We start from the raw sequence: 24,052 nt of genomic DNA, 5'->3' as shown, positions 1-24,052 counted from the left end.
CAATTGTGTACACAGATCACGAACTTGGAAGCGTTAATCCTACTGAACATACAATTCATCCTGTAGGCTACTTCTGTTCCGGATAGAGGGAGACACTGAATGAAACGAGAGAGACAAAAGAAATATGTGACAGTCGATGTTCGCTTTTCAGAAGATGGGCGGCTCCGTCCTCTTCAGATTGTTTTTGATGCGGAACACATTTATGAAATTGATAGGGTCAAAGATGTATGCCGAAGGGCTGCAGATGTAGGCGGAGTTGGCGACCGCTATACCTGCTTGATCCGTGGCAAGGAGCGCTACCTATGGTTTGAAAAAGGAAAATGGTTTGTGGAAGCGTTCACCCAATAGTGTATTTAATCTTTTAGGTCAGTTTACAAGGAACTACACGCAGACCGTGAAACGGGCTGCTGACAACAAACGGCGCTATGCTCCCGGCTGGGTGCATAGCACCTGTTTGTTGCGGGGGTTTCCAAAGGGGGCAGCGCCCCATTTGGCACACGACTTTGCGGAGCAAAGTGTAGTGTGTTATACGCTCTGTCGGCGTTGCCCTGAAAATACCGTTGCCGCCGGGGAGGGCAAGGGCATTTGACGCGGCAGGAAAGCAGGGCTTTGTTTGGGGCTGGTAAGCCGGAAACAAAGGGCTGATTTCAGCAGCAGACAGGGCGTATTATGAAAGCCCCCGTCCCTCGTCCTCCGCCCCCGGCCTATGGGACAAAAAGTCCCAAAGCTCTGGACACCGTGACCAGATGTGTGGCCACACTCCGGGAAAAGTAGCAGGACGGCAGGAAACCGTCAAGGCTGAAATGAATGGGCTGACGCCCGGCCTTGACCGTTCCCCGCCGCCCCGCTGGATGGGTGGACAAGGTGGCCAATCCCTAAAAGTGTTTGGCCGCACTCGTTCATTTTGGGGCCTTTCTTCTCCCAAAATTGAAATGGGCGGGAAAGCCCTAAAATGGCTTTCCCGCCTTGATTACCCATTAGCAAAGACGGGCGAGACTGTCAACGGCGGCGCTGAAAGCGCCGTTCATCTTGACCGTTGACTGGCTCGCCTGGCTTTGCTACTGCCCGTAAGAGATGGAAAAACAAGATGGAAAACAAGGTTAAAAATGGTTGACAAGTCTATCGGATGTGTGTTATACTGTGCGACAGTTTGAGATTGGAAGGAGGCTTACGTGTGTTAATTTGTGTACGCTAATAAGCAATAAAAAGTAGAAGTACCTTTCCACATGATGGTGGGCTTTTTTTGCGTGCGTATGCAAAGGAACACGTAGGTTTGACACGAGCAGTCTTTGAACTGTATCGTGGTGTTTTTTCGTGCTTTGTTGTTATGCAGGCGTCTGCCCTCTCTGTGGGACAACGCCTGCTTTTTATTGCAGAAACAAAGGAACAATGCAATAAAAAAGGAGGTTCGCATTATGACCCAAAACAACAATTCATGGAGAAAAACTTATTTTACACTTCTTGCCGGACAAGCAATATCCTTTATTAGCAGCGGTATTTTGCAAATGGCCATTATCTTTTATTTGGTTGCGAAAACTAATTCTGCAATCATATTGACGGCGGCAACACTGATTGGATTTTTGCCGCAAGCCTGTTTAGGCCCGTTTGCAGGTGCTTTTGTTGACCGGCACAGCCGTAAAAGCGTAATGATTGGTGCGGATTTGATAATTGCCGCCGCTGGCGGTATTCTGGCGCTGGTGGCGTTTTACATGGAATTGCCCGTATGGTCTATTATGGTTGTCCTGTTAATCCGAAGTGCGGGAACTGCTTTTCATTCTCCAGCATTCAGCGCAGCAACACCTATGATTGTGCCAAAAGAGGAACTTACAAAATGCGCTGGTTACACGCAGACCATGCAAGCAGTAAGTGCGATTATCAGTCCAGCTGCCGCAGCGTTTTTATATGCTGTTTGGCCTCTTAATGCAATTATATTGTTAGATATTGTGGGTGCAATCCTTGCCTGTGTGACTGTTGCGATTTCGTCCATACCAACGCCTGAACTATGTCCAGAAACGAAAAGACAACAGTTTTTACAGGATATGAAAGAGGGGTATGTGGTATTAAAGCAAAACAGGGGCCTCTTTGCTCTGCTCTGGATTGGTGTAATTTATATGTTCTTTTATATGCCAATCAGTACGCTTTTTCCTCTCATCTGTATGTCATACTTCAAAGGAACACCGGCCCATGCCTCTGCCGCTGAAATTGCTTTTGCGGTTGGTATGCTGCTTGGCGGAGTCATTCTGAGCATTTGGGGCGGTTTTAAGAAACGGCGGTACACCATCGGTCTTTCCGTTCTCCTGATGGGCGTTAGCAATATGCTCTCCGGGCTTTTGCCGCCAGACGCATTTCTTGTCTTTGTTGTGTGCTGTACTGTTATGGGAATTTCCGCTCCATTTTACGGTGTGCAAAATGCGATTTTTCAAGAAACGGTCAAACCAGAATATCTGGGGAGAGTTTTTTCTCTACTGACAAGCGCCGCTTCCCTCGCCATGCCGTTTGGCCTTGTCATTTCCGGGCCTCTGGCGGAGCGGCTGGGAGTTGAGAAATGGTTTGTCATTTGCGGAATTGGCATTATCATCGTTGCGCTTGCCGTATTTTTACTACCCGGTTTGAGAGAGATTGACAATACGCAATAATCAACTGCACCTTTTTCTATTACTAAACAAAATGCCTGGATGGTGGTTCTGAAAAACCAGAACCGCCGTTCAGGCATTTTTTATCTTCGTCCTCTCTGCGGTTTTGGATTCTTCAGCAAGTCGGATTTTTCCGCAATCTTTTTCAGCCACTTCCGTTCTTCTACTGACAGCTTCCTAAAATTCAGCTTGAGCCGTTTGCAGATAAACGCCAAGTACGCTTGTTCCGTGTCGCTGTCCTGGCTGACGATTTCACCAGCAGTTTCCAGCATTTCTTTTAGCGGGTTATCCTCTGGGACGCTGAAAAAATCGTCCTTGTGTGTTTCCCGCAGAGCAAGGGCAATCCCGTTTATGTCCCGTTGTATCACATAGCGGCAAAACTCGTCCTCATCAATATGGGCGGTGATAAGCTGTCTTAACTGCGTATCACTCATGCCAGGATTATGCTTTTTTATAACAGTTGCGCTCATCGTGTCCACTATGGCGTTTGCACCCTGCGCCTGTTTCAGTGCCGTTCCGTTCACATAGATTTCAAGGTCAGCCATCAGCCGGGGGAAATCCGGGTGCGCCGCCAGCTCACACAGCAGGGTATTGTCTATCCTCCCGCTTTTCAGCAGGTCAATCATTTCATCACTCAAACGCAGGTCTGCAAGATCGGCGTTTGGGTGATTTTTCATTTCAGACAGCCCCAGCAGATAATCAGCGGTCACACCGTAAAACTTCGCCAGCCGGATAAGGGCATAGTGGCTGATGTCCTTGAAGTCTTCCGTTTCGTAACTGCCCAGCGCAGACTTGGAAAGCCCGGTCTGCTCCGCAAGCTGCCCCAGCGTCAAGCCACGCTCCACACGTAGGTCTTTTAATCGCTCTTGTATGGATAAAGACATATTCACCCTCCTTGCTAGCTCAACGAAAGAGAAGCCGTTATGCTATGTACTATGCTCATAGCATAACGGCATAGGCATTTACAGTTTTATTTTACCATTTGCTACATCTTCACGAAATTTATCAACAAGCTTCGCTGTCAGCTTGGATTTACCGTAGTGTTCAAGTACAAAAGTACGATAACTTTTTCCATCTACAAGCACATCACTTTTTCTGGTCAACAACCAATTTCCGTTACCTCCTCCCTGTTCTCTAATATTCCAGTCTTTCCCATATCTTTTATAGATTTCATCTTTTTTACCTTGAACAGACATTGATTCGCTTGGAATATAAACAATTTGCATAATAGCTCCTCCTTTATTTTGTGCAAGAAGACCAGAAACCTGAATTTGTCTTTTATCTTTTTTTGATTATATCACAAATCCGAGAGCGTGGAAATAGGGAGTTTTTCAGGCTGATTTCCTACCTCTTGGATATACGGCACAGGCGGTCAAAAAGGTGTAGACTTGGGATAGTTCATCGATGGACAAGCACCTTGGAAACAGAACACGCCAAAGAAAACGGAGGGACGCATGAGCAAAAGACCCTATCAACACCTGCCGCCGCTGGAACACAGGCCGGACGGCTCCCCCTACCGCATAACCCCGCCCCAGAAGAGACGAGCCAGCGGCCTGATACGCCGGGAGTGCTGCAACTGCGAGGACGGAAACTGCCTTGCGCTGGACGATGGCGACACCTGCGCCTGTCCGCAGATGATTTCGTTCTCCGTCTGCTGCAAGTGGTTCCGCTGGGCGGTCTTGCCGCTGGACAGGACGCTGGAAGCGGAGATTTACCGGGACAGGGACTTGAAACGCTGTGCGGAGTGCGGCGGTGTGTTCGTCCCGAAGTCCAACCGGGGCAAATACTGCCCGGACTGCGCCGCCAGAGTTCACAGGCGGCAGAAAACAGAAAGTGAACGGAAAAGGAGGTCTGCTGTGGACAGTTAAGAGCGGGAAAAGCCTTGATTTGCAAGGCTCCGCAAGCCCTCAACCGGGGCGGCTGGTATCATTTATCATTCGCCCCGGAAAACGGGCCTCTAACCGTCCACAAAACACGCTATGACAAACACGATTTATATTCACCAGCCGGAAAAGGCGTTCAGTTTCACCCGGCTCCCCAATTTCCTTTTTGAAGCACCCACATTCCAGCCCTTGAGCAACGAAGCGAAGGTGCTGTATGCCTTTGTCCTGCGCCGGGCGGAGTTGTCCCGGAAGAACGGCTGGGCGGACGAGTACGGGCGGGTCTACCTGTACTACCCCATCTGCGAGGTGGTCGCTTTGCTCCGCTGCGGGCGGCAGAAAGCGGTCAACACCCTGCGGGAGTTGCAGTATGCGGGGCTGGTGGAAATCCAGAAACAGGGCTGTGGAAAACCCAACCGCATTTACCCGAAATCCTATGAAGCGGTTCCAAACACCGACTTCAAGAAATCCGGTTATGGTACGCCGGAGGGCTGAAAACCGTACTTGGCGAGTACGAAAATCAATCCTCTTGAAGTACGGAAATCTGACGGTATATAGAAATACAGAGATTAAAACCATCTATTTACATTCATTCCATTCCAATCCTATCAGAGATATTTTCGGCGGGAAAACCCGCCGGAAAGGAATGGAATGGGGAAAGGAGTTCAATGGCACAACACGCAATTTTGCGATTTGAGAAGCACAAGGGCCACCCGGCGGGGCCGCTGGAAGCCCACCATGAACGGAAAAAGGAGCAGTACGCCAGCAACCCGGACATTGACACCAGCCGGAGCAAGTACAATTTCCACATCGTCAAGCCGGATGGCCGCTACTACCATTTCATTCAGAGCCGCATCGAGCAGGCCAGATGCCGCACCCGCAAGGACAGCACTCGGTTTGTGGACACGCTGATTACCGCCAGCCCGGAGTTTTTCAAGGGCAAGTCCCCAAAGGAGATAGCGGCCTACTTCCAGAGGGCGGCGGACTTCCTCATTGACCGGGTGGGCCGGGAGAACATCGTTTCGGCTATGGTACACATGGATGAAAAAACGCCCCATCTGCACTTGGTCTTTGTGCCGCTGACAAAGGACAACCGCCTGTGCGCCAAAGAAATTATCGGCAACCGGGCCAATCTGACGAAGTGGCAGGACGATTTTCACGCCTGTATGGTGGAGCAGTACCCCGACCTGGAGCGTGGGGAAAGCGCCAGCAAGACGGGCCGGAAGCATATCCCCACCCGGCTGTTCAAACAGGCGGTCAACCTCTCCAAACAGGCGAGGGCCATTGAAGCGGTTCTCTCCGGCATTACCCCGCTGAACGCCGGAAAGAAGAAAGAGGAAGCCCTCTCCATGCTGAAAAAGTGGTTTCCGCAGATGGAGAACTTCTCCGGGCAACTGAAAAAATACAAGGTCACAATCAATGACTTGTTAGCGGAAAATGAAAAGCTGGAAGTCAGGGCAAAGGCCAGCGAAAAAGGCAAGATGAATGACACGATGGAACGGGCGAAGTTAAAAAGCGAACTGGACGATATGCGGCGGCTGGTTGACCGTATCCCGCCGGAGATTTTAGCGGAACTGAAACGGCAACAGCGGCAGCATGGAAAGGAAAGGTGATCTTATAAGTAATATCAGATACAAAAAGGAAATCGAAATCGTGACTTTTCAGGGAAAGGAAATCACACTGGAAAATCTCTCCCCGGTGTTCACGCCGGAACAGGAAGCAGCCAAACGCCGGGAACTGGAACAGCAGCTTTATGAGGTGTTCCGCAAGTACGCCGACAAGCGGGAGAGTGAGGAAGCCGGGACATAAGGTTTTCCAAACCCATCATTGATTTGCGGGGCTGCTGGCGGTATAATAGAACTGTCAGCAGCTCCGTTTCTTTTTTAAGAAAAGGAGCGACAATATGAACAATCGGATAGACGCAATCTATGCAAGACAATCGGTAGACAAAAAGGACAGCATTTCCATTGAAAGCCAGATTGAATTTTGCAAATACGAGTTGAAAGGCGGTAACTGCAAGGAATACACAGACAAAGGGTACAGCGGCAAGAACACAGACCGTCCGAAGTTTCAAGAACTGGTGCGGGACATCAAGCGGGGCTTGATTGCAAAGGTCGTGGTTTACAAGCTCGACCGTATCAGCCGTTCCATTCTGGACTTTGCCAACATGATGGAGCTGTTCCAGCAGTACAATGTGGAGTTTGTGTCCTCTACGGAAAAGTTTGATACCTCCACGCCGATGGGACGGGCCATGCTGAATATCTGTATCGTGTTCGCCCAGCTTGAACGGGAAACGATACAGAAGCGGGTAACGGACGCTTACTACTCCCGCAGTCAGCGGGGCTTTAAGATGGGCGGGAAAGCCCCTTACGGCTTCCATACGGAGCCTATCAAGATGGACGGTATCAACACAAAGAAGCTGGTGGTAAACCCGGAGGAAGCGGCCAATATCCGGCTGATGTTTGAGATGTACGCCCAGCCCACAACTTCCTACGGGGACATTACCCGGTACTTTGCCGAACAGGGGATTTTGTTCCATGGCAAAGAGCTGATACGCCCCACGCTGGCGCAGATGTTACGCAATCCTGTCTATGTGCAGGCAGACCTTGATGTGTACGAATTTTTCAAAAGTCAAGGTACAGTCATTGTCAATGACGTTGCCGATTTTACGGGCATGAACGGCTGCTATCTGTATCAAGGGCGAGATGTAAAGGCCAGCAAGAAAAACGACTTAAAAGACCAAATGCTGGTACTGGCTCCCCATGAGGGTATCGTCCCCTCCGACACCTGGCTGACCTGCCGCAAGAAGCTGATGAACAACATGAAAATCCAGTCTGCCCGGAAAGCCACCCACACATGGCTGGCAGGAAAAATCAAGTGCGGGAATTGCGGGTATGCTCTTATGAGTATCTACAATCCCTCCGGCAAACAGTATCTCCGCTGCACGAAACGGCTGGACAATAAAAGCTGTCCTGGCTGTGGGAAAATCATCACTTCGGAACTGGAAGCGGTTGTTTATCAGCAGATGGTAAAGAAGCTGGCAAGCTACAAGACGCTGACAGGAAAAAAGAAAGCGGCAAAGGCAAACCCGAAAATCACCGCCCTGCAAGTGGAACTTGCCCATGTAGACAGCGAGATTGAAAAGCTGGTGGACAGTCTGACGGGGGCAAACAATGTCCTGTTCTCCTATGTGAATGTGAAGATAGCGGAACTGGACGGGCGCAAGCAGGAACTTCTGGCAAGGATAGCGGAGTTGACTGTGGAGGCCATCAGCCCGGAACAGGTCAGCCAGATTTCCGGCTACCTCGATACCTGGGAGAATGTATCTTTTGATGACAAGCGGCGTGTGGTGGATTTGATGATCACCACCATAGCCGCCACAAGCGACAGCTTGAACATCACATGGAAAATCTGACTGGCGGCACCCCTCCCGTCAGATACCTACCCTGTGTAGTCCCTTGTAAACTGTACTTTACAAATGTAAAAATAACGCACAAGCAAACGTCACCGGGAATCATACTTCAGAAGTTCGTGAAGAGCAACACCATATGCAATTGGTGTTGCTCTTTGTTTTCTATTCCACTACTGCCTCGAACCTAAAAAGCGGGAATGGCACTGCTCAATTTGTGCCATTCCCGCTAAACTAAATATTTCTATACATAGACTTTTTATGGTGACAACACAATCTGTAACGGCTCAATGGGTTATAGTCGACCAAAAGTCTTTAACAAACTCACATTCATGGTAACCCCATTGCTTGTGCAATTCTAAGCAACAATTCCAGATTTTCAACTTTTGTACTTGCTTTACCTCCAGATTTAGCCGCAAAGTTTTGAATCAATTCCGAAACAACTTGCTTTTTCTCTGGTGACAGGCTCTTAACAGACAGAATTTCCACATTTTCCCCATAAATCAATTCATCGATTGTCACGTCCCATAATTCTGCTAAAAGAATTAGTGTATCAACCGGAATTGCTTTGGCATCAGTTTCATAACTGCTAATAGAGGAAGCCTTCTTTCCTAATCTCTTTGCCAAATCAGCCTGTGACCACCCTTTCGATTTCCGCAATTGCTGAATACGGTGTCCGAAATAATGCTGCGTCATTCTAAGCCTTTACCCCATATCTCAAATTTTCGATTTCTTTCATAATAATTGTTGATTATCCACTTTAAGTGAAGTATTATAGTCAAATAACACCTAGAGTGTTATTCTAGTCACATTTATTGACAATTTTGAAAGGAAGACCTATTTTGAACACAGATGCCAAAACTCGCCTGACCTTAAAAGCAGTAGGAGAATGCACTATGACTGTAAAAATATTAGTTTGTGATGATGATCCAACCTTTGTGAAAAAAATGGTCGAATTGATTGATCGACAGCCAAAATATGGAAGTACTAACATTTCCATCACCGCGTGCTCTGACCCTGCGCAATTGAACGATAAGCTCCTCTCTGGGTTCAACATTATGTTTCTGGATATTGATATGGGGCAATATAGTGGGCTTTCAATTGCGCGCCGCGTACGTGATTTGCAATTGAACTCCTTGTTGATTTTTGTAACACACTATGTAGAGTTCAGCCTCGAAGGTTATGAGGTAAACGCCTTTCGTTATCTTTTAAAAGAAAAACTTTCAGAGAAACTTCCCATTTACTTTAAAGAAGCAATGATGCAATTTGCTCAAAAAAGGGACGCTCTCAAATTCACGGCTAACGGTGAAGAGTACGTTGTACAATACGAAAATATCGTCTATCTTGAGAGTCACCTGCGTATTATTCATCTTCACACACAACATCCTGAACGGATTAACGAATATTTCTATGCAACCATGGAAGAAATGGAAAAAGAATTATCTCCCTCTGGGTTTATTCGAATCCACAAAAGTTATCTTGTCAATATGCAACATATCAAAAAACTTAACTATGATAAAGCCCAGCTTTCAGACGGAACAATTTTACCAGTAAGCCAAAAAAAGTTTTCTGAAATTAAACTTCGATACATGAATTGGAAGGCTCAGCAATGAACACATTTCTTTTTACTTCACTATGGTTATCAATCGATCTGATCTATTCACATTTATTCTTTGACTCTTTTTTCCCAAAGCGAAGCCATAGTTTCCAACGATTTTTATTATTTCCTTTATTTGTAATTGCAGGCACTATTCTGCTAATATTTTCTCCATCTACAATTACTCCTGTCGTAACTATTCTCTTATTTTCACTTGCAAACTGGTTTCTACATACAACATCCAAAGTCCACCTGATATTTTTCTCCATAATTGTTTACTCGATTGGATGTACTATCGACAATCTCGTTTTCACCAGTTTTTTAGCGTTTAGTGGTTGGCACTATACAACTTTGCAGTCCAGCTTCCCAGCTTATATTTTCTTAAGCATATTTTCTCACGGGTTGCCACTTCTTTTTTGTTTCATATTAAATCGATTAAGAAAAAGAAAGAATTTTGAAACTTCCAACTGGAATTGGTACTTTATCCCTGCTGTTCTTTCTTTTATGTGCATTCTTATGGAGCTTTATTTGAACAACAGCTTTCAACATTCGCAGATAGATCCATTTCCCCTTTCGGTTTGTGCCACATTTATCGCTGTATTTAACATTGCTTCGCTATTACTGGTTAGTTGGATTGAACAAACCTCTCATTATCGAGAAGAAACATTGCTTCTTCATGCACAAATCAAAGCGCAATCTGAAGGTATTGAAGCACTCAGCCTATCAAATTCCGCACAACGTAAACTAACACATGACTTTCGTGCTCATCTGGAAACATTGGATTCCTTACTTGAAAACCAGTCTTTTCAGGAAGCAGCTGACTATATCACTCGACTACGTGCAGAACAAACAGAACGTATTCTTCTCGTAAATACTCACAATTCCGCAATGGATGCAATTTTGAACCAAAAAGCGTTGATTGCCAAAAAGCACGATATTGATGTTCAATTTGCTGTAAATGATCTTTCTCCTCTTCTAATCGATGCGGTAGACCTTACTGTGATTATTAGTAATTTAATGGATAATGCCATCGAGGCCTGTGAGAAACTCCCTATCCATGAGCGACAAATTCACGTGAAAGCTCTTCTAGAAGACGCATTTTTCTTTTCAATTCGTAATCGTTCTGAACCTGTACAGGTCTGCGATAATATGGTTATTACCACAAAACCAAATACTCTTTTGCACGGTTATGGTTTACAAAATGTACGGTCCACTCTTAACAAATACGATTCATACTTTGGCATAGATTATCAAAACGGATGGTTCTTAGCCTATGCCGAGATTCAAAATACCCCTCTTTCATAACATTATACTCGTTTTTTAAAACAAAAATGAGTATTTCCCGCTCATTTTCCTATATGATTAAAAAAAGGGTGTGATTATGGAATGCAAACTGCCGCAAAAAAGATCACAAACTACTTTCTCCAGATTGGATTGATCGAGCCCTATCAAAGCGAATGGTTCAGCTATATTCTAGAAAGCCGTTTGATAACTCTCTTTTCCTTGCCCATTTTAATTCTGTTGGGATGCTTTATTGCTCCATTTAAGGTGGTTGTCACTCTTAATATAGGTATGCTTTATCTTCGCCCTCGAATAAATGGATTTCATTCCAAAACTTTTCTCGGGTGCTTTATAATATCTATCATTTTGGAACTTTCCTCCCTGGTTTTGATTGATTGTTTCACCAATATCATTACATGGCTTACGTTTGTATGTTCTATTTTTATTATTTCTATTTTGGGTCCATTCAATAACAATCAAATTCATTTTACTGAAGAAGAAATGATAATAGCTCGTAACAGGATGTATGTTTCACTAATTATATACTGTTTAATAGCTATTATTTTATTATTTACTTTACCGCTTTTGGGAAGATGTCTTGTTATGTCTCTCAATGTAGTTGCTTTTCTTTTAGTTATCGCAAACCTTGGTTTTGGAGTTCAATGAGGAGGAATTTAATATGAAAAACAATACGCATAATCCTGCACACTCTCTTTTGAAGGCATTGATTCAAAAATCTATTGAACATGAATCCAGCAAAGTCGCTTCCTGCCCCCACATCTGGTCTTATCAGCCCCATCGTCCCGACGCACCGCTTTTAAAGACCCTCCCTATCGATAAAATCGATCCTAAAAACAGCTGAGTATACATTCATCATCCTGATATTCATTTTTTGAAAATTAGCGATTTTTCCACTTTAAAAGCCCACTATTGTTGAAATTAAGTTTTCTACAATAGTGGGCTTTTTATTTATATCAATTTTCAAATAAATCTGTAGAATTTGCATTTTTTCCTACATAGTGAACAACTTTCTTTTTCATTTCCTGGTGGCGGAATAGTCATTGAACCGTTCAACTGGTTCAGGCTATTCCGCCTTTTTTTATTTCCTCGTGGGCCTCCAGAATCAAATATTACGCCAAGTTTGAACGAATTTTTGACTCTGGAGGTCTTTTTATGAAAAACATTAATCTTCGCGAATATTATCCTTCTATCTATCCCAATGATTTCTACATCACTGTTTCTGATGATATTGCAGAGGTCTTTCGCAAATCAGAAAACACAGAAAAAGCATATTATAAAAAGAAGAAGCGAAACAAAGCATATTATTCGTTGGATGCAGATCCCAGTTTGGAGTCCCACATTCTTGGATCGGAGCCCTCTCCTATGGTGCTTTACGAACAAAAGCACCTTCGAATGGCACTTTATCAGGCAATGGAACACTTGTCTGAAAAGCAATATCGAAGGCTATCCGCACACCTGTTCCAGCGTATGAGTATTTCTGAAATCGCCCATGCGGAGGGCATTTCAAAAGCATCTATACAAGACAGCATCGAACAGGCTTTAAGAACAATCTCTAAAATTCTTATGGCCAACTCGTATATCTGATACTGTTTTGCGTCAAATTTCAAATATTTTCTATTTTTTACCCTACGAATGGCCAAAAAATGTCCTTATATTATGAGAGGACTTTTTTACCCCCTCTCCGAGAACCTTGAAAACTGAATATTTTTCTTCATTGACTGACATAGAACCTGCCTTGCCGCAACCCACGGAGCGACGGCAAGCACGGGCAGCACTGACGCCATAACCCATTTTTGGTGAGCGATCCCCAGTGGCTGTCAGGGTGGCATGGCACCCCACCTGATGCAAAGAAAGGGCAGCGTATTATGATACTCCCCGCAGCACTATCGCAAGAATGTGGCGGGACTGCCCCCGGCTGGGCAGGAAGAGGGGCCAGCCAACGGCCCGGTCAATGAGTTCATTTTTCAATGAACATTTATCTGGACTCTTGATTCCAGATATCAGGCGATCACCAGTTTGCGGTGGTCGCCGCCTATGTGGAATCAAGCGCATTGATAGTTGCATTCAAACTACCAATAACATTATTATCTGCAAATCATATCGCACGATTTCCCTGTTTGAGCTGATCGATTACCTTCATTATCAGCCCCATAAACTAACAAGGAGTCTGTTTCATGTTTCAAGAACGAATTGCGGAATTGAACCGTATCAACGAGCAAAATCCCGTCTGCTTTGAAAAGCGAACCTACACCGTTGATGAAATTCAGGATATTCTGGGTGTGAGTCGCCCCACTGCATACAATTTGGTAAAGCAGGAGCTTTTCCGCAGTGTGCGAGTCGGCGGTCACATCCGTATTTCCAAAAAGAGCTTTGATGAATGGCTGGATCAAAATGCCGTATAATGTCAAGGGTGTCGATTCGGTTATCGGCACCCTTACTTCTTCTCTACACTTCTCTTACAATTGGATCACGCAAAACACCCATCAAACGTAAGAGGAGGAACAAAATGCAAACCACTAAAACAAAGAAAAGTGTTTCGGTCCGTGAAATGGGCAAAATGCTTGGTCTGAAAAAGGTAGAATCCTACTGGCTGGTCAAGAAAAACTATTTCACTACCATACAGGTTGCCGGTCGAATGCGTGTCATGCTGGACAGTTTCGAAGATTGGTACTCTGGACAGTTCCATTATAAAAAGGTAGACGGAACTCCACCTGGTACCAAATGGAGAGACACCACCCTTTCTGTCCCGGAGCTTGCTGAGCTGCTAGGTATTCATTCTGCAACGGCTTACGAACTGGTCAAACGGGTACATCTGGAAACCACGATTATTGATCGTCGTATCCGTGTAATGCGAGACAGTTTTGAATGCTGGTACGACAGTCAGGACCGCTATAAGAAATGTTCTGAACGGAGGGAGTAATCATGGCATCCATTGTAAAACGTAAAAGCAAGTATTCAGTGGTGTACGCCTACATTGACGAACATGGCAAGCGACGGCAGCGCTGGGAAACCTTTGACACCAGCGCAGAGGCTAAAAAGAGGAAAACTCAAATCGAATATGAGCAGGAAACCGGAAACTTTATCGTTCCCACCGCAAAAACTCTGGCAGATCTTCTCAACGAGTATATGTCCATTTATGGAGTAAACACCTGGGCTATGTCTACATACGAAAGCCGGAAAGGTCTGATGCGAAATTACATCATTCCAATCATCGGTGATCTTTGTTTGGCAGACATCACCCCACGAATGATGGACAAATACTACCGTGACCTGCTGAATGTGAAATCCGTTTCTATCAACAACAGAAAGCCCACAAGTGAATATCTTTCTGCACACACTGTTCGTGAGATTCACAAGCTGCTGCGTAACGCATTCAATCAGGCGGTGCGTTGGGAAATGATCCCACGCAATCCGGTTCTGAATGCAACTCTTCCAAAAGCAGAGTATAAAAAACGAGAGATTTGGAGTCCGGATATGCTTGCAAAAGCTCTCGAGGTATGTGATGACCCCATTCTTTCATTGGCCATCAATCTGGCGTTCTCCTGTTCTCTGCGGATGGGCGAATTGCTTGGGCTGACTTGGGACTGTGTGGACATCTCTCCGCAAAGCATTGAGGCTGGAAACGCCAGTATCTTCATTAATAAAGAACTTCAGCGTGTCACCCGTGGCGCTCTGGACGATTTAAGTGACAAAGGCGTAGTACGAAAGTTTCCTCCCTGTATTGCCAGTACCCATACCGCTCTGGTTCTGAAAGAGCCGAAAACCAAAACAAGTATCCGGCGCGTCTATCTTCCCCAGACAGTTGCCCAGATGCTTGTGAAGCGTAAAGAAGAAATCGCCGAACTGATGGATCTGTTCGGCGACGAGTACATCGATAATGATTTAGTCTTTTGCTCCAGCAACGGACGCCCCATGGAAAGTCAGATCATCAACCGGGCATTCAGTAAGTTGATTGAAGATCATGGTCTTCCTCATGTAGTCTTTCATTCCCTTCGTCATTCCAGTATCACCTACAAACTGAAATTGAACGGCGGTGATATGAAGTCTGTACAGGGTGACTCAGGCCACGCACAAATGAAGATGGTCGCGGATGTGTATTCCCACATTATTGACGAAGATCGCTGCCTGAACGCCCAACGATTCGAAGCTGCCTTTTATGCTCCTAAGCAATCTTCTCCCGCTGCTGCTTCCGTTACGCCGGAGCAACCAGCCATCAAACAAAAAGAGGAAGATTCCATGAGCGACACAGCCAAAATTCTAGAACTGCTGAAAAACCCAGAAACCGCCGCACTCTTAAAGCAACTGGTCAGCGCATTATGAGCTGCGAAAACCTCTCATATTTATGAGGGGTTTTCTTATTTTTCACCACATGATACATTGACCAATCACCTTTTCTGTTAGCAGACTTTTTGCAAGGGTTTTAGGCCGTGTTAGCAAGATACCTGATTTCGTTAGCAAATTTTGCTCTTTCCTGCTAATTGTGTTAGCAGACCCGTCTGAAGAAAATTCAAACAAGGAACGGTCAACTTTCTTTGCAAATTCAAAAATTCCGTTAGCAAGCCACCTTCACGCCGTTAGCAAGCTGGATTTTTCTTCCATTTTTTCAAAATAGCGAAAAAAGGAAAATGCCGAAAACCCTTGATTTATCAGGGGTTTTCGGCATTGAACCTGGTGTCCTTGGCGGGATTCGAACCCACGGCCTTTCGCTTAGGAGGCGAATGCTCTATCCTGCTGAGCTACAAAGACTTATATGAAATTGAACTTGGAACAATCACTTTTGGCGCTGAGTTGATTGGTTGAGCACAACCTTAGGAGGGGTTTGTTATATCCATTTAACTACGGAGGCATAGAATTTTGCGCGGCATTCCGAATCAGTCGGTGACTTGTATTCGGCCCACTCAGTACATACTGTAATATTATATCAGTCAGAGCATGCAAAATCAAGTTGAAATACCTTTTACAAACGTGTATATTATAAGAATATAGTAGAATTGCATTCGTGCGCCTTGACAGCGGTGCCGGGTGTATGCAAGGAGGAAAACGACCGTGGAACAGGATTACAGTTCCTTTCAGACATCGCAGCTGGGCCGGTTGATCAGCCGGACCGCTCCGCCCCCGAAAAAACGCCGCCGACTGGAGAGTCTCTCCCCTACACGGCTGATCGTTTCCAGCTTTCTTGTGGTGATCGTGACCGGCGCACTGCTGCTCATGCTGCCCTTTGCCACCCGCAACGGCATCACTCCGGTGCAGGCCTTTTTCACGGCCACAAGCGCCACCTGTGTGACCGGTCTGGTGGTGCTGGACACCTACCAGGGCTTCACCCTGTTCGGCCAGACAGTCGTGATCTGCCTGATCCAGATCGGCGGCCTGAGCCTTGTCACACTGGCCAGCTTCTTCACGCTGGCGCTCCGCCGCCGGGTCGGCTTCCGCTCCATGAAACTGGCCAGCGAATCCATCGGCACCTCCAATGTGGCGGAGGCCCGCGGCCTGCTTTTGGTGGTCATGAAGCTTGCCGCCTTCTTCGAGGGTCTGGGCTTTGTGCTGCTGCTGCCGGTCTTTGTTCCGGAATACGGTGCTGAGGGCATTTTCATCTCGATTTTTTTGTCCATCTCTGCTTTCTGCAATGCAGGATTTGATGTTCTGGGCCGCACTCAGAGCTATGTGAGCCTGATGGGCTACGCCTCCAACTGGTATGTGCAGGGCATCATCATGTTCCTGATCGTGGCGGGCGGTCTGGGCTTTCTGGTCTGGCACGACCTGGGCCAATGGCGCAAAACGCACCACATCTCCATTCACACCAAAGTGGTGCTGTTCTGCACCATCCTGCTGATCGTGGGCGGCACCGTGGGCTTTGCCTTCCTGGAATGGAACAATCCCGCCACTTTAGGCGGCATGTCCGCCGGGGACAAGGTGGTAAACAGCCTGTTCCAGTCCATCAGTGCACGAACCGCGGGCTTCAACACCATTGACCTTGCTTCCATGAGCTCCATCACCAAGTGCATGCTCTGTGTGCTCATGTTCATCGGTGCCGCGCCCGGCGGTACCGGCGGTGGTATCAAGGTAACCACCTTCAGCGTCATTCTGGTCACTGTGGCCAGCGTGGTCACCGGCCGGGAAGACGCCCAGATTTTCCGCCGCCGCATCGACAAGAAAACCGTCTACCAGGCGCTGAGCATCTCCATGCTGAGCCTGGGCGTGGTGATCCTGGTCACCCTGATCGTCTTCTTCAACTGCGGCGAGCTCATCAGCCCGCTGGACTGCCTGTATGAGGTGGTCAGTGCATTCGGCACGGTGGGCTGCTCGGTGGGCGTGACTGGCGAGATGCACGCACCTGCTCTGATCATCACCATGGTCACCATGTTCATCGGCCGTGTGGGCCCGGTTTCTCTGGCGATCAGTCTGGCCAGCCAGCGCCGGGAGCAGGGCAAGTTCGACATTCTGCCCGAGGGCAAGATCAGCGTGGGCTGATTGTGCTCCGGATATACTTCATCTGTCCGCTGCCTACCATTGAATAAGGAGGAACCGATCTCTTGCGTCGAACTCATTCATTTTCTCCCCGGGCATTTCTGCATCCTGTGGGACTGATTCTTGCGGCTGTTTTTCTGGTGATGCTGGTGTTCAACTGGCTCACTCCCCTGATTTCCGACGACTACTCCTATCTGCTGAAATTTCCCACCCACGAACCGGTGGAAACCTTCTGGGACATCGTTGTCTCTCAGTATTACCACTATATGCAGTGGGGCGGACGGACCATTGCCATCGGCCTGAACCAGCTCTTTCTGTGGCTGGGCAAATGGGTCTTCAATCTGGCCAATGCCGCCGCGTTCACCTTCACCGTCTGGCTGTGCGCCAAGCTGGCTGCCGGCCAAAAGGCGATTCATCCCGCCTTCCTGCTGGTGGTTCTGGGGCTGTTTTTCCACTTTAACCCGGCATTCGGCGCGGTCAACCTGTGGATGTGCGGCGCCTGCGTTTACCTGTGGCCTCTGATGCTGGGCCTGGTCTTCCTTCTGCCCTACCGGCTGCAGCTGGACCGGGACCTCACCTGGGGCAAGGGCGCTGCCGTGGGCATGTTTTTTGCAGGCGTTGCCGCCGGATGGGGCAACGAAAACACCAGCGGTGCGGTGCTGCTGGCCTGCCTGGTGCTCTGTGTGCTCTCCCGCCTGCTGGTGGGCCGCACACCTCTGTGGCAGCTGACCGGCGCCGCAGGCTGCCTGGCCGGCTTTCTGCTGCTGATGTGCGCTCCCGGCCAGTGGGTCCGAATGGACCGGGCCGGTGAGGATTCCCGCGGTTTCCTCACCGTACTGCTCACCCGTGTGATGAACGCCACCCACACCCTGCGGCTGTACGGCCTGGTTCTGGCCATCCTGTTTGCTGCCGTTTATTTCTGCCTGCTTTTGTGCCGTCCCTCTCTGCGGGCGGTGCTGCTGCCTGCGTTCTGGTTCGTGATGGGTCTGGCCGCCAACTACGCCCTGATCCTTTCGCCGGTGTATTATGTGCGCTCCTTCTATGCGGTGCTTGCCTTCTGGGTCATTGCCATCGGCAGCGCGCTCACCGGTCTCGCCCAGCACCAGCCCGCTCTGGGCAAACTGCCCCAGGGACTGCTGTCCGGAGGCCTGTGCGTTCTGCTCTGCTTTGATCTTGTGGAGGGCGGTTACGACATTCTGAACTATTCCATCATGCGCCAGGTGCGTGAGGAGATCATCCTGACCCAGGTGGCCGAGGGTGAGCGGGACATTGAAACCTACGCCATCTATCCCTACACCCGCTTCTGCGGTGCATACGGCCAGCCGGACCTGCGGTTGGACAAGGACAACTGGGTGAATGTGAACATGGCGCTGCATCTTGGCGCGGATTCTCTTGTGGTCACCGAGCAGCACTACTACCCCTTCCCCGGTTATGATGATTTTTCCAACACGGTGGAAACCGAGCTGAGCTATGCTCTGGAGTAAAGGAGGCGCTATGAAGCCGATCGAATCCAATTCCCGGCTGAACCGTCGGCTTTTCTGGCTGCTGGCGGCTGCCGCAGCAGTGGTCATGCTGCTGTTCAACTGCCTCACCCCCTTTGTGGCGGACGACTTCACCTTTGCCTTCAGCTACCGCACCGGCGAGCGGCTCACCGGTCTGTGGGATGTGCTGCAGAGCCAGACCTACCACTACATGACCTGGAGCGGACGGTTCCTCATCAAGAGCCTGGACCAGTGGTTCACCATTCAGCCCAAGCTGTTGTTCAACGTGTGCAACACGCTGGTTTATGTGGGGCTTGCGCTGGTGGTTTATCTGATTGCCAAGGGCCGCCGGGCCCCTGCCAACCCCCAGCTGCTGCTGTTCATCTTCCTCAGCTTCTGGATGGTCTCACCGGTGTTCGGCCAGACCAATCTGTGGATGTGCGGCTCCTTCAACTACCTGTGGGCCAGCTTCTTCTGTCTGGCGGCGGCTTTGCCGTTCGCTTTGCAGCTGCACCGCCCGCTTCGGCCCCGCCGCTGGCTGGCTCCGGTGTGTTTTCTGGCCGGACTGGTGGGCGGCTGGAGCAGTGAGAACACCAGTGCCGGACTGCTGGTGCTGATGGTACTGGCGCTTTGCTGGCAGCTGTTCCGGGAGAAGAAAGCTCCTCTGTGGATGTTCACCGGCCTGGCGGGCGGGCTTTTCGGCTTCGCCCTGCTGATTCTGGCGCCGGGCAACTACCAGCGGCAGGATGCCGCCCCCGATCCCCGGGGCCCGGTGACCATTCTGGCCACCCGTTTTCTCACCGCATTGAACATGCTGTGGGACTACGGCCTGCCGCTTCTTGTGATCTTCGCGGTGCTCTTCTGGCTGCTGTGGCTGCAAAAGCCCGCACCGCAGGCACTGTTCCTGCCGCTGGCCCTGTTTGCTGCAGGACTTGGCGCGAACTTCGCCATGGTGCTTTCCCCGGTTTATTACGAGCGCTCCACCCATGGAGTATTTGTTTTTCTCACCGCGGCCTGTGCCGCCGCTCTGGCCGGGCTGGACCGCAGCCGCCTGCACAGCGTGCTGGGCGGTGCTGCCGCTGCTCTTGCTCTGGTGGCCTGCTTCCAGCTTGTGTGGGTGGGCTACGACATCGCCAGCTTTTGGATGATGCACCGCACCCGGGCAGCTGAGTTTGTGAGCCTGCGGGACCAGGGACAGACTCAGGTGGTGAGCTATTCCATCGAGTGCTACACCCGCTGGTGCGCGGGCTACGGCCTGCCGGATCTGCGCACCTCCCCGGAGGACTGGATCTGCTCGGACATGGCCCGTTACTACGGCTTTGAAAGCCTGATGGCCGGTGAAGCCCATACCTATCCCTTCCCCGGCCGCACCAACAACGCGCTGGAAACCGGCCTTCCGGAGGAAAGCTGAGCCTATCGCTTCATCACATAAAAATGCCCCCGAAGCCGATGGCTTCGGGGGATTTTTTTACATGCTGAGATCAGTGGGTCTCGCCCATGGTGACCTTGGCGTCCTCGGTGTTCTGCACCGCCGCCTCAATGCCATATTCCAGGCCCTTGGCGATCAGATCCAGAGGCATGAAGGGGGTGCCGTTGGGCTTGCCCACCACCTGACCGTTCTCGTAGGGCACATGGATGAAGCCCGCGCGCACGCCCGGGAACTTCTTTGCCGCCAGATACAGCACATTGTACATGATGCTGTTGCACACGTAGGTGCCCGCGGTGTAGGAGATGTGAGCGGGAACACCGTTCTTGTGCATGTTCTCCACCATGGCCTTCACCGGCACAGTGGCGAAGTAAGCGGTCTCGCCGTCCGCCCGCAGGGGCTCGTCGAAGGGCTGCTCGCCGTCGTTGTCCGGGATGCGGGCCTCAGCCAGGTTGATGGCCACCTTCTCCACGGTCATGCAGGACCGGCCGCCGGCCTGGCCCACATTGATCACGATGTCGGGCTTATGCTCCTCCATGGCCTGCTCCACCACCTTGGCGCTCCGGGTGAACACGGTGGGGATCTCCAGCTTGATGATCTGTGCCCCGGCGATCTGGTCGGGCAGCAGCTTCACGGCCTCGAACGCGGGGTTTACGGCCTCACCGCCGAAGGGATCGAAACCAGTTACCAGTACTTTCATTTGTACAGCACTCCTTTGCTCAATAGATAAAATCGGGTTCCGGCACGATGATCTTGCCTTCCTGCATGATCTGCCGGTTGTCGGTGTAGATGCTGGGGCTGTGGGCCACCAGGTCAAAGTGGCCCTTGGCGTTCTGGATGCCGCCCAGCGCGATGTTCCGCCCCAGGCCAATGTGGAAGGTCCCGTAGGCGGATTCATCTTCAATATAACAGTTTCCCTCGCATTTGGAAAGAGAATTCAGGCCAATGCCCAGCTCGCCGGCAATATAGATGCGCGGGTCCTGGTACTGGTCCATGTAGGCCTTGAGCCGGTTTCCTGTTGGGTTGTCCTCGATCTCCACGATCCGCCCGGCCTCGAATTGAATCCGCACCGGGTCCTCTGCCCGGCCGATATAGCCCAGCGAACCGTCCACCACCATAACGCCGTTGGTGCGCGTCTCCTCAATGGGCACATACACCTCGATGCTGGCGGAGGAATAGTCCTTGCTGTCCTTCAGAACACCGTTGAAAAAGCCCGGCTCTCTGCCCCGCTTTTCCACCGTCAGGTCGGTACCCGCCGGGGTGGTGATTCGGATTCGGCTGGAGCTTTTCAGATATTTCATGATGACCTTAGAGAGCATGCGGCTCTTCTTGGTGTCCATCATCAAAAAGTCATAGCGCAGCATGGAGCGGCCGTCGTTGGTGGAAAGGGGCAGCGACAAGAACTTCTTGCGCCGACGGATGGCCCGCTTGGCCGCCTTGGTGGTGACCAGGGAATACTCGGTGGCGGCAATGATGGTGGTGTAGGGGTCGAAGATCTCCTCGTTGTCATCAAAGAACATGCCCACGTGCATGCCCTTGTTTTCCACCAGCAGCACCGACACCGACCGGGTAACCGAGGAAGCCTGACGGCGCAGTGCCTTGGCCTCCTGCTCATATTCCTTGCTGGTCACAATGAGCAGCCGGTCCCAGGGCTTGAGCCGAACCCACTTATGAATGATAATGGAGGCGCCCCGTTCCATTTTGCGCATGATAAGAACATTCCTTTGCGATGATGTTTTGTGAAAAAGAACCGTAAAGCCCGGCGGGGAAAGACCGCGCTCTCCCCGCCAGGCTTCCGTTTTTATGTGATTACTTGAAAGCGATCATGAAGCAGATCTGGATGGTAATCATGATGATGGCCACCAGCACCTGATTCTTGATGACGCCCCAGCGGTCCTTCATATCCAGAATAGCCACGGGAACGATGTTGAAGTTAGCAGCCATGGGGGTGCACAGAGTACCGCAGAAGCCGCAGGTCAGGGCCAGCATACCAATGACCACCGGGTTCGCGCCGTAGGCCAGCACGAAGGGACCGCCGATACCCACGGTCATCACGGTGATGGCCGCGTAGGCATTGCCCATGATCATGGTGAACAGCATCATGCCGATGGCGTAGACCACGATGCCCAGGTTCACGTTGCCCTCGGGCACCACGTTGCCCACCAGACCAGCCACCACATCGCCTACGCCGGCAGCGGTGAACACGCCGCCCAGGCAGCCCAGCAGCTGAGGCAGCATGCACAGGGGGCCCATCAGGGACAAAAAGCGCTCGGAGTCATCCAGGAAAACCTTGGGCTTGTTGTCCTTGGAGTAAACCATCAGCAGCACCATAGAGATGGCCACGCCGATGGTGATGCCCACCATGGAGCTCACGTTGGAGAACAGCGCAAAGAACAGCGACATTACCGCAACGGTCAGAGCGGGCACGAAGATCTTCATGCCGATCTTGCTGTACTGAACCTTGGTGTATTCCTTCGTGGGGGCATTTACCCGGCCCACTTTCACCTTCTTGAAGATGGCGGGCATGCACATCACGATGACCAGCGCGCCGGAGACCTTGGAGGGCAGCCAGCTGCCCAGTGCGGTTACCACACCGAAAGAGCACCAGAAGATGGCGGTGCCGATGCGGGAGGGATTTTCCTTATCCAGCAAATTCTTAATGCCTGCGTAAAATGCAATCAGGCCCACGATGATCCAGACCACGTTCAGCATCACGCTGTTGAACTCTGCGGGGACCTGCAAAAATTTCATATCAATCATGCTTCTCGTCCTCCCTGTTTACTTCTTCGCCTTGCCGTTCTGATCGCCGTAGTACTTTTTGACCAGCTTCTTATCCTTCAGGATAAACAGCACACTCGACAGAACGATGGCGATGATGGCAATGGGCAGTTCGGTCACAGCCAGATCCACCAGCTCGACCTCATAGCCCAGAGACTGCAGGGTGGTTTGCACCAGAATGCCGCCGGAGCCGCCCACGAACAGCACCTGACAGAAGAACCAGGCAATGTTCTCCATGGCGGAGGCCATGCCCTTCACATCTTCCATGTGCTTTTCGTCAGGCTCGTGGCCATGGTTCTTGATGGCACCCTCGGCCATGGGCAGCAGCACAGGGCGCACAAAGCCGGCAACACCGCCGAAGCCCACGTTGAAGGCACCGAAGAAGCCGCGCAGCACACCGTAGGCGCAGACCAGCTTGCCTGCGGTGGCACTCTTTACCTTCCGCATCAGGTCAGCCGCCGCTTCCCGCAGACCGTTGCGCTCCAGCACACCGGTGATGAGCAGGATCATAATGAAAATAGCCATAGAGCGGTTGGCCACGAAGTTGACGCCCAGCTGCTCCAGCAGGCCGCCCACACCCAGACCGCTCACCAGCGCGGTGGACACCGCTGCCAGGAAGATGATCAGGATCGAATCCAGCTTCAGCGCAAAGCCCGCGATCACGATCACGACGCCGATCAGTTTGATAAGTTCCATTTGCTTGTTTTCCTCCTTTGATGCACTTGCGATTTTTATCCGGCTGCCAGCCTCTCATCCGGTCAAAGCCGCATCTTTTCCCCGGCCGGACCAGGCAGGCACCCGGTAAATCCTCACGAAAGCTATTTGTTAAAATCGCCTGTTTCCGGCGACTTCAATCGACAAAATTTTATCATTTTAAACCATGAAAGTCAAGCTGCAGCCAACCATTTTAACTCTTTTCCACAAATTCCTGTCTACTTCCACAATCTCTTCCAATTTGCTGGAAAATCCGTTTATAAAATAAAACCAGGCGGCAAACCACACAGTGAAGTGACCCCGAAAAGTTAGACAATATTTTTGAAGAAATTGTTCAAGCAACCGAGAGGGCTTGTTGTCTGTGAAG

Annotated in this window: 26 protein-coding genes and 1 tRNA gene; 18 read left to right on the top strand and 9 right to left on the bottom strand. The window is 50.0% G+C overall.

Going from position 1 to position 24,052, the window contains the following annotated elements; genetic code table 11:
* Nucleotides 1-99: 99 nt before the first annotated feature.
* Entirely contained in the window at nucleotides 100-348 is a 249-nt protein-coding gene (locus tag B5F28_RS13425) for a hypothetical protein (protein WP_087296351.1), read from the top strand.
* Between the two features lie 1,067 nt (nucleotides 349-1,415).
* Nucleotides 1,416-2,636, top strand: a complete 1,221-nt coding sequence (locus B5F28_RS13410) for an MFS transporter (RefSeq protein WP_002584949.1) — start codon at nucleotides 1,416-1,418, stop codon at nucleotides 2,634-2,636.
* Between the two features lie 80 nt (nucleotides 2,637-2,716).
* On the opposite strand, the gene B5F28_RS13405 is transcribed toward B5F28_RS13410, so the two are convergent.
* Together B5F28_RS13405 and B5F28_RS13400 are read right to left on the bottom strand one after the other, a co-directional pair.
* Complete coding sequence (locus B5F28_RS13405; protein WP_002575858.1) at nucleotides 2,717-3,517, bottom strand: helix-turn-helix domain-containing protein; 801 nt, start codon at nucleotides 3,515-3,517, stop codon at nucleotides 2,717-2,719.
* A gap of 78 nt (nucleotides 3,518-3,595) precedes the next feature.
* Entirely contained in the window at nucleotides 3,596-3,859 is a 264-nt protein-coding gene (locus B5F28_RS13400; RefSeq protein ID WP_002575859.1) for a hypothetical protein, read from the bottom strand.
* Nucleotides 3,860-4,087: 228 nt separating this feature from the next.
* Here B5F28_RS13400 and B5F28_RS13395 point away from each other — a divergent pair, with 228 nt between their 5' ends.
* From B5F28_RS13395 to B5F28_RS13370, 5 genes are all read left to right on the top strand, one after another.
* Nucleotides 4,088-4,501 (top strand): cysteine-rich VLP domain-containing protein, encoded by a 414-nt coding sequence (locus B5F28_RS13395; RefSeq protein ID WP_002575860.1) that lies wholly within the window; start codon nucleotides 4,088-4,090, stop codon nucleotides 4,499-4,501.
* Nucleotides 4,502-4,612: 111 nt separating this feature from the next.
* Nucleotides 4,613-5,008, top strand: coding sequence for a replication initiator protein A (locus tag B5F28_RS13390; RefSeq protein ID WP_002575861.1), 396 nt, complete (start codon nucleotides 4,613-4,615; stop codon nucleotides 5,006-5,008).
* Nucleotides 5,009-5,181: 173 nt separating this feature from the next.
* Nucleotides 5,182-6,126: a MobV family relaxase gene (gene mobV, locus B5F28_RS13380; RefSeq protein WP_002575862.1), complete on the top strand. Its 945-nt coding sequence runs from the start codon at nucleotides 5,182-5,184 to the stop codon at nucleotides 6,124-6,126.
* A gap of 4 nt (nucleotides 6,127-6,130) precedes the next feature.
* Nucleotides 6,131-6,322 (top strand): hypothetical protein, encoded by a 192-nt coding sequence (locus B5F28_RS13375; RefSeq protein ID WP_321118048.1) that lies wholly within the window; start codon nucleotides 6,131-6,133, stop codon nucleotides 6,320-6,322.
* Nucleotides 6,323-6,416: 94 nt separating this feature from the next.
* The gene (locus tag B5F28_RS13370; RefSeq protein ID WP_002575864.1) at nucleotides 6,417-7,928 is read left to right on the top strand and encodes a recombinase family protein; all 1,512 of its coding nucleotides are present in this window, start codon (nucleotides 6,417-6,419) and stop codon (nucleotides 7,926-7,928) included.
* A 324-nt stretch (nucleotides 7,929-8,252) separates the two neighbouring features.
* On the opposite strand, the gene B5F28_RS13360 is transcribed toward B5F28_RS13370, so the two are convergent.
* A complete protein-coding gene (locus tag B5F28_RS13360) occupies nucleotides 8,253-8,618 on the bottom strand; it encodes a helix-turn-helix domain-containing protein (RefSeq protein ID WP_087296350.1) in 366 nt (121 codons plus the stop codon).
* A 146-nt stretch (nucleotides 8,619-8,764) separates the two neighbouring features.
* Here B5F28_RS13360 and B5F28_RS13355 point away from each other — a divergent pair, with 146 nt between their 5' ends.
* From B5F28_RS13355 to B5F28_RS13325, 8 genes are all read left to right on the top strand, one after another.
* Nucleotides 8,765-9,535, top strand: coding sequence for a LytR/AlgR family response regulator transcription factor (locus B5F28_RS13355; protein WP_143424753.1), 771 nt, complete (start codon nucleotides 8,765-8,767; stop codon nucleotides 9,533-9,535).
* Nucleotides 9,532-10,824: a sensor histidine kinase gene (locus B5F28_RS13350; RefSeq protein WP_087296348.1), complete on the top strand. Its 1,293-nt coding sequence runs from the start codon at nucleotides 9,532-9,534 to the stop codon at nucleotides 10,822-10,824. The genes B5F28_RS13355 and B5F28_RS13350 overlap by 4 nt, the downstream gene beginning before the upstream one ends.
* 81 nt (nucleotides 10,825-10,905) lie before the next feature.
* A complete protein-coding gene (locus B5F28_RS13345) occupies nucleotides 10,906-11,466 on the top strand; it encodes an accessory gene regulator B family protein (RefSeq protein ID WP_087296347.1) in 561 nt (186 codons plus the stop codon).
* A gap of 13 nt (nucleotides 11,467-11,479) precedes the next feature.
* Nucleotides 11,480-11,662 carry a hypothetical protein gene (locus B5F28_RS14565; RefSeq protein ID WP_143424752.1) on the top strand — a complete coding sequence of 61 codons (183 nt, stop codon included), beginning with the start codon at nucleotides 11,480-11,482 and terminating at the stop codon, nucleotides 11,660-11,662.
* A 311-nt stretch (nucleotides 11,663-11,973) separates the two neighbouring features.
* Nucleotides 11,974-12,405, top strand: a complete 432-nt coding sequence (locus B5F28_RS13340; protein WP_087296346.1) for a sigma-70 RNA polymerase sigma factor region 4 domain-containing protein — start codon at nucleotides 11,974-11,976, stop codon at nucleotides 12,403-12,405.
* A gap of 590 nt (nucleotides 12,406-12,995) precedes the next feature.
* On the top strand, nucleotides 12,996-13,223 hold the full coding sequence (locus B5F28_RS13335) for a helix-turn-helix domain-containing protein (protein WP_058965473.1): 228 nt from the start codon (nucleotides 12,996-12,998) through the stop codon (nucleotides 13,221-13,223).
* Between the two features lie 104 nt (nucleotides 13,224-13,327).
* Entirely contained in the window at nucleotides 13,328-13,741 is a 414-nt protein-coding gene (locus tag B5F28_RS13330; RefSeq protein ID WP_087296345.1) for a helix-turn-helix domain-containing protein, read from the top strand.
* Nucleotides 13,742-13,743: 2 nt separating this feature from the next.
* Nucleotides 13,744-15,141, top strand: coding sequence for a tyrosine-type recombinase/integrase (locus B5F28_RS13325; protein ID WP_058965471.1), 1,398 nt, complete (start codon nucleotides 13,744-13,746; stop codon nucleotides 15,139-15,141).
* Between the two features lie 349 nt (nucleotides 15,142-15,490).
* On the opposite strand, the gene B5F28_RS13320 is transcribed toward B5F28_RS13325, so the two are convergent.
* A tRNA-Arg gene (locus B5F28_RS13320) sits at nucleotides 15,491-15,567 on the bottom strand.
* Between the two features lie 300 nt (nucleotides 15,568-15,867).
* Between B5F28_RS13320 and B5F28_RS13315 the strand changes: the two genes are divergently transcribed.
* The 3 genes from B5F28_RS13315 to B5F28_RS13305 all read left to right on the top strand — a co-directional run bounded on the left by B5F28_RS13315 (nucleotide 15,868) and on the right by B5F28_RS13305 (nucleotide 20,178).
* Complete coding sequence (locus B5F28_RS13315; RefSeq protein ID WP_247643496.1) at nucleotides 15,868-17,289, top strand: TrkH family potassium uptake protein; 1,422 nt, start codon at nucleotides 15,868-15,870, stop codon at nucleotides 17,287-17,289.
* Between the two features lie 62 nt (nucleotides 17,290-17,351).
* Nucleotides 17,352-18,770 (top strand): DUF3329 domain-containing protein, encoded by a 1,419-nt coding sequence (locus B5F28_RS13310; protein WP_087296344.1) that lies wholly within the window; start codon nucleotides 17,352-17,354, stop codon nucleotides 18,768-18,770.
* 10 nt (nucleotides 18,771-18,780) lie between these two features.
* Nucleotides 18,781-20,178 (top strand): DUF3329 domain-containing protein, encoded by a 1,398-nt coding sequence (locus B5F28_RS13305; RefSeq protein ID WP_087296343.1) that lies wholly within the window; start codon nucleotides 18,781-18,783, stop codon nucleotides 20,176-20,178.
* 70 nt (nucleotides 20,179-20,248) lie between these two features.
* Here B5F28_RS13305 and pcp read toward each other — a convergent pair whose 3' ends face one another.
* From pcp to B5F28_RS14920, 5 genes are all read right to left on the bottom strand, one after another.
* Nucleotides 20,249-20,893: a pyroglutamyl-peptidase I gene (gene pcp, locus B5F28_RS13300; protein ID WP_087296342.1), complete on the bottom strand. Its 645-nt coding sequence runs from the start codon at nucleotides 20,891-20,893 to the stop codon at nucleotides 20,249-20,251.
* Nucleotides 20,894-20,912: 19 nt separating this feature from the next.
* A complete protein-coding gene (locus B5F28_RS13295) occupies nucleotides 20,913-21,902 on the bottom strand; it encodes an aminopeptidase (protein WP_087296341.1) in 990 nt (329 codons plus the stop codon).
* A gap of 100 nt (nucleotides 21,903-22,002) precedes the next feature.
* A complete protein-coding gene (locus tag B5F28_RS13290; RefSeq protein WP_087296340.1) occupies nucleotides 22,003-22,953 on the bottom strand; it encodes a DUF979 domain-containing protein in 951 nt (316 codons plus the stop codon).
* 18 nt (nucleotides 22,954-22,971) lie between these two features.
* A complete protein-coding gene (locus B5F28_RS13285; protein ID WP_087296339.1) occupies nucleotides 22,972-23,667 on the bottom strand; it encodes a DUF969 domain-containing protein in 696 nt (231 codons plus the stop codon).
* Nucleotides 23,668-23,844: 177 nt separating this feature from the next.
* Nucleotides 23,845-24,052, bottom strand: a 208-nt coding sequence (locus B5F28_RS14920) for a hypothetical protein (RefSeq protein ID WP_206423088.1), incomplete at its 5' end; no start/stop codon positions are given.

The organism is Gemmiger sp. An194 (assembly GCF_002160145.1).
Classification (GTDB): Bacteria; Bacillota; Clostridia; order Oscillospirales; family Ruminococcaceae; genus Allofournierella.
Note: the sequence above shows the minus strand (reverse complement) of the source record. Positions and strands in the feature narration are given on the sequence as shown.

Excerpts from the sequence above, each read along its gene's own strand:
- B5F28_RS13400 (WP_002575859.1), bottom strand. The coding sequence starts at position 3,859 with ATGCAAATTGTTTATATTCCAAGCGAATCAATGTCTGTTCAAGGTAAA.
- B5F28_RS13340 (WP_087296346.1), top strand. The coding sequence starts at position 11,974 with ATGAAAAACATTAATCTTCGCGAATATTATCCTTCTATCTATCCCAAT.
- B5F28_RS13325 (WP_058965471.1), top strand. The coding sequence starts at position 13,744 with ATGGCATCCATTGTAAAACGTAAAAGCAAGTATTCAGTGGTGTACGCC.
- B5F28_RS13295 (WP_087296341.1), bottom strand. The coding sequence starts at position 21,902 with ATGCGCAAAATGGAACGGGGCGCCTCCATTATCATTCATAAGTGGGTT.
- mobV (WP_002575862.1), top strand. The coding sequence starts at position 5,182 with ATGGCACAACACGCAATTTTGCGATTTGAGAAGCACAAGGGCCACCCG.
- B5F28_RS13290 (WP_087296340.1), bottom strand. The coding sequence starts at position 22,953 with ATGATTGATATGAAATTTTTGCAGGTCCCCGCAGAGTTCAACAGCGTG.
- B5F28_RS13360 (WP_087296350.1), bottom strand. The coding sequence starts at position 8,618 with ATGACGCAGCATTATTTCGGACACCGTATTCAGCAATTGCGGAAATCG.
- B5F28_RS13405 (WP_002575858.1), bottom strand. The coding sequence starts at position 3,517 with ATGTCTTTATCCATACAAGAGCGATTAAAAGACCTACGTGTGGAGCGT.
- B5F28_RS13330 (WP_087296345.1), top strand. The coding sequence starts at position 13,328 with ATGCAAACCACTAAAACAAAGAAAAGTGTTTCGGTCCGTGAAATGGGC.
- B5F28_RS13350 (WP_087296348.1), top strand. The coding sequence starts at position 9,532 with ATGAACACATTTCTTTTTACTTCACTATGGTTATCAATCGATCTGATC.
- B5F28_RS13335 (WP_058965473.1), top strand. The coding sequence starts at position 12,996 with ATGTTTCAAGAACGAATTGCGGAATTGAACCGTATCAACGAGCAAAAT.
- B5F28_RS13395 (WP_002575860.1), top strand. The coding sequence starts at position 4,088 with ATGAGCAAAAGACCCTATCAACACCTGCCGCCGCTGGAACACAGGCCG.
- B5F28_RS13370 (WP_002575864.1), top strand. The coding sequence starts at position 6,417 with ATGAACAATCGGATAGACGCAATCTATGCAAGACAATCGGTAGACAAA.
- B5F28_RS14565 (WP_143424752.1), top strand. The coding sequence starts at position 11,480 with ATGAAAAACAATACGCATAATCCTGCACACTCTCTTTTGAAGGCATTG.
- B5F28_RS13285 (WP_087296339.1), bottom strand. The coding sequence starts at position 23,667 with ATGGAACTTATCAAACTGATCGGCGTCGTGATCGTGATCGCGGGCTTT.
- B5F28_RS13390 (WP_002575861.1), top strand. The coding sequence starts at position 4,613 with ATGACAAACACGATTTATATTCACCAGCCGGAAAAGGCGTTCAGTTTC.
- B5F28_RS13425 (WP_087296351.1), top strand. The coding sequence starts at position 100 with ATGAAACGAGAGAGACAAAAGAAATATGTGACAGTCGATGTTCGCTTT.
- pcp (WP_087296342.1), bottom strand. The coding sequence starts at position 20,893 with ATGAAAGTACTGGTAACTGGTTTCGATCCCTTCGGCGGTGAGGCCGTA.
- B5F28_RS13410 (WP_002584949.1), top strand. The coding sequence starts at position 1,416 with ATGACCCAAAACAACAATTCATGGAGAAAAACTTATTTTACACTTCTT.
- B5F28_RS13345 (WP_087296347.1), top strand. The coding sequence starts at position 10,906 with ATGCAAACTGCCGCAAAAAAGATCACAAACTACTTTCTCCAGATTGGA.
- B5F28_RS13305 (WP_087296343.1), top strand. The coding sequence starts at position 18,781 with ATGAAGCCGATCGAATCCAATTCCCGGCTGAACCGTCGGCTTTTCTGG.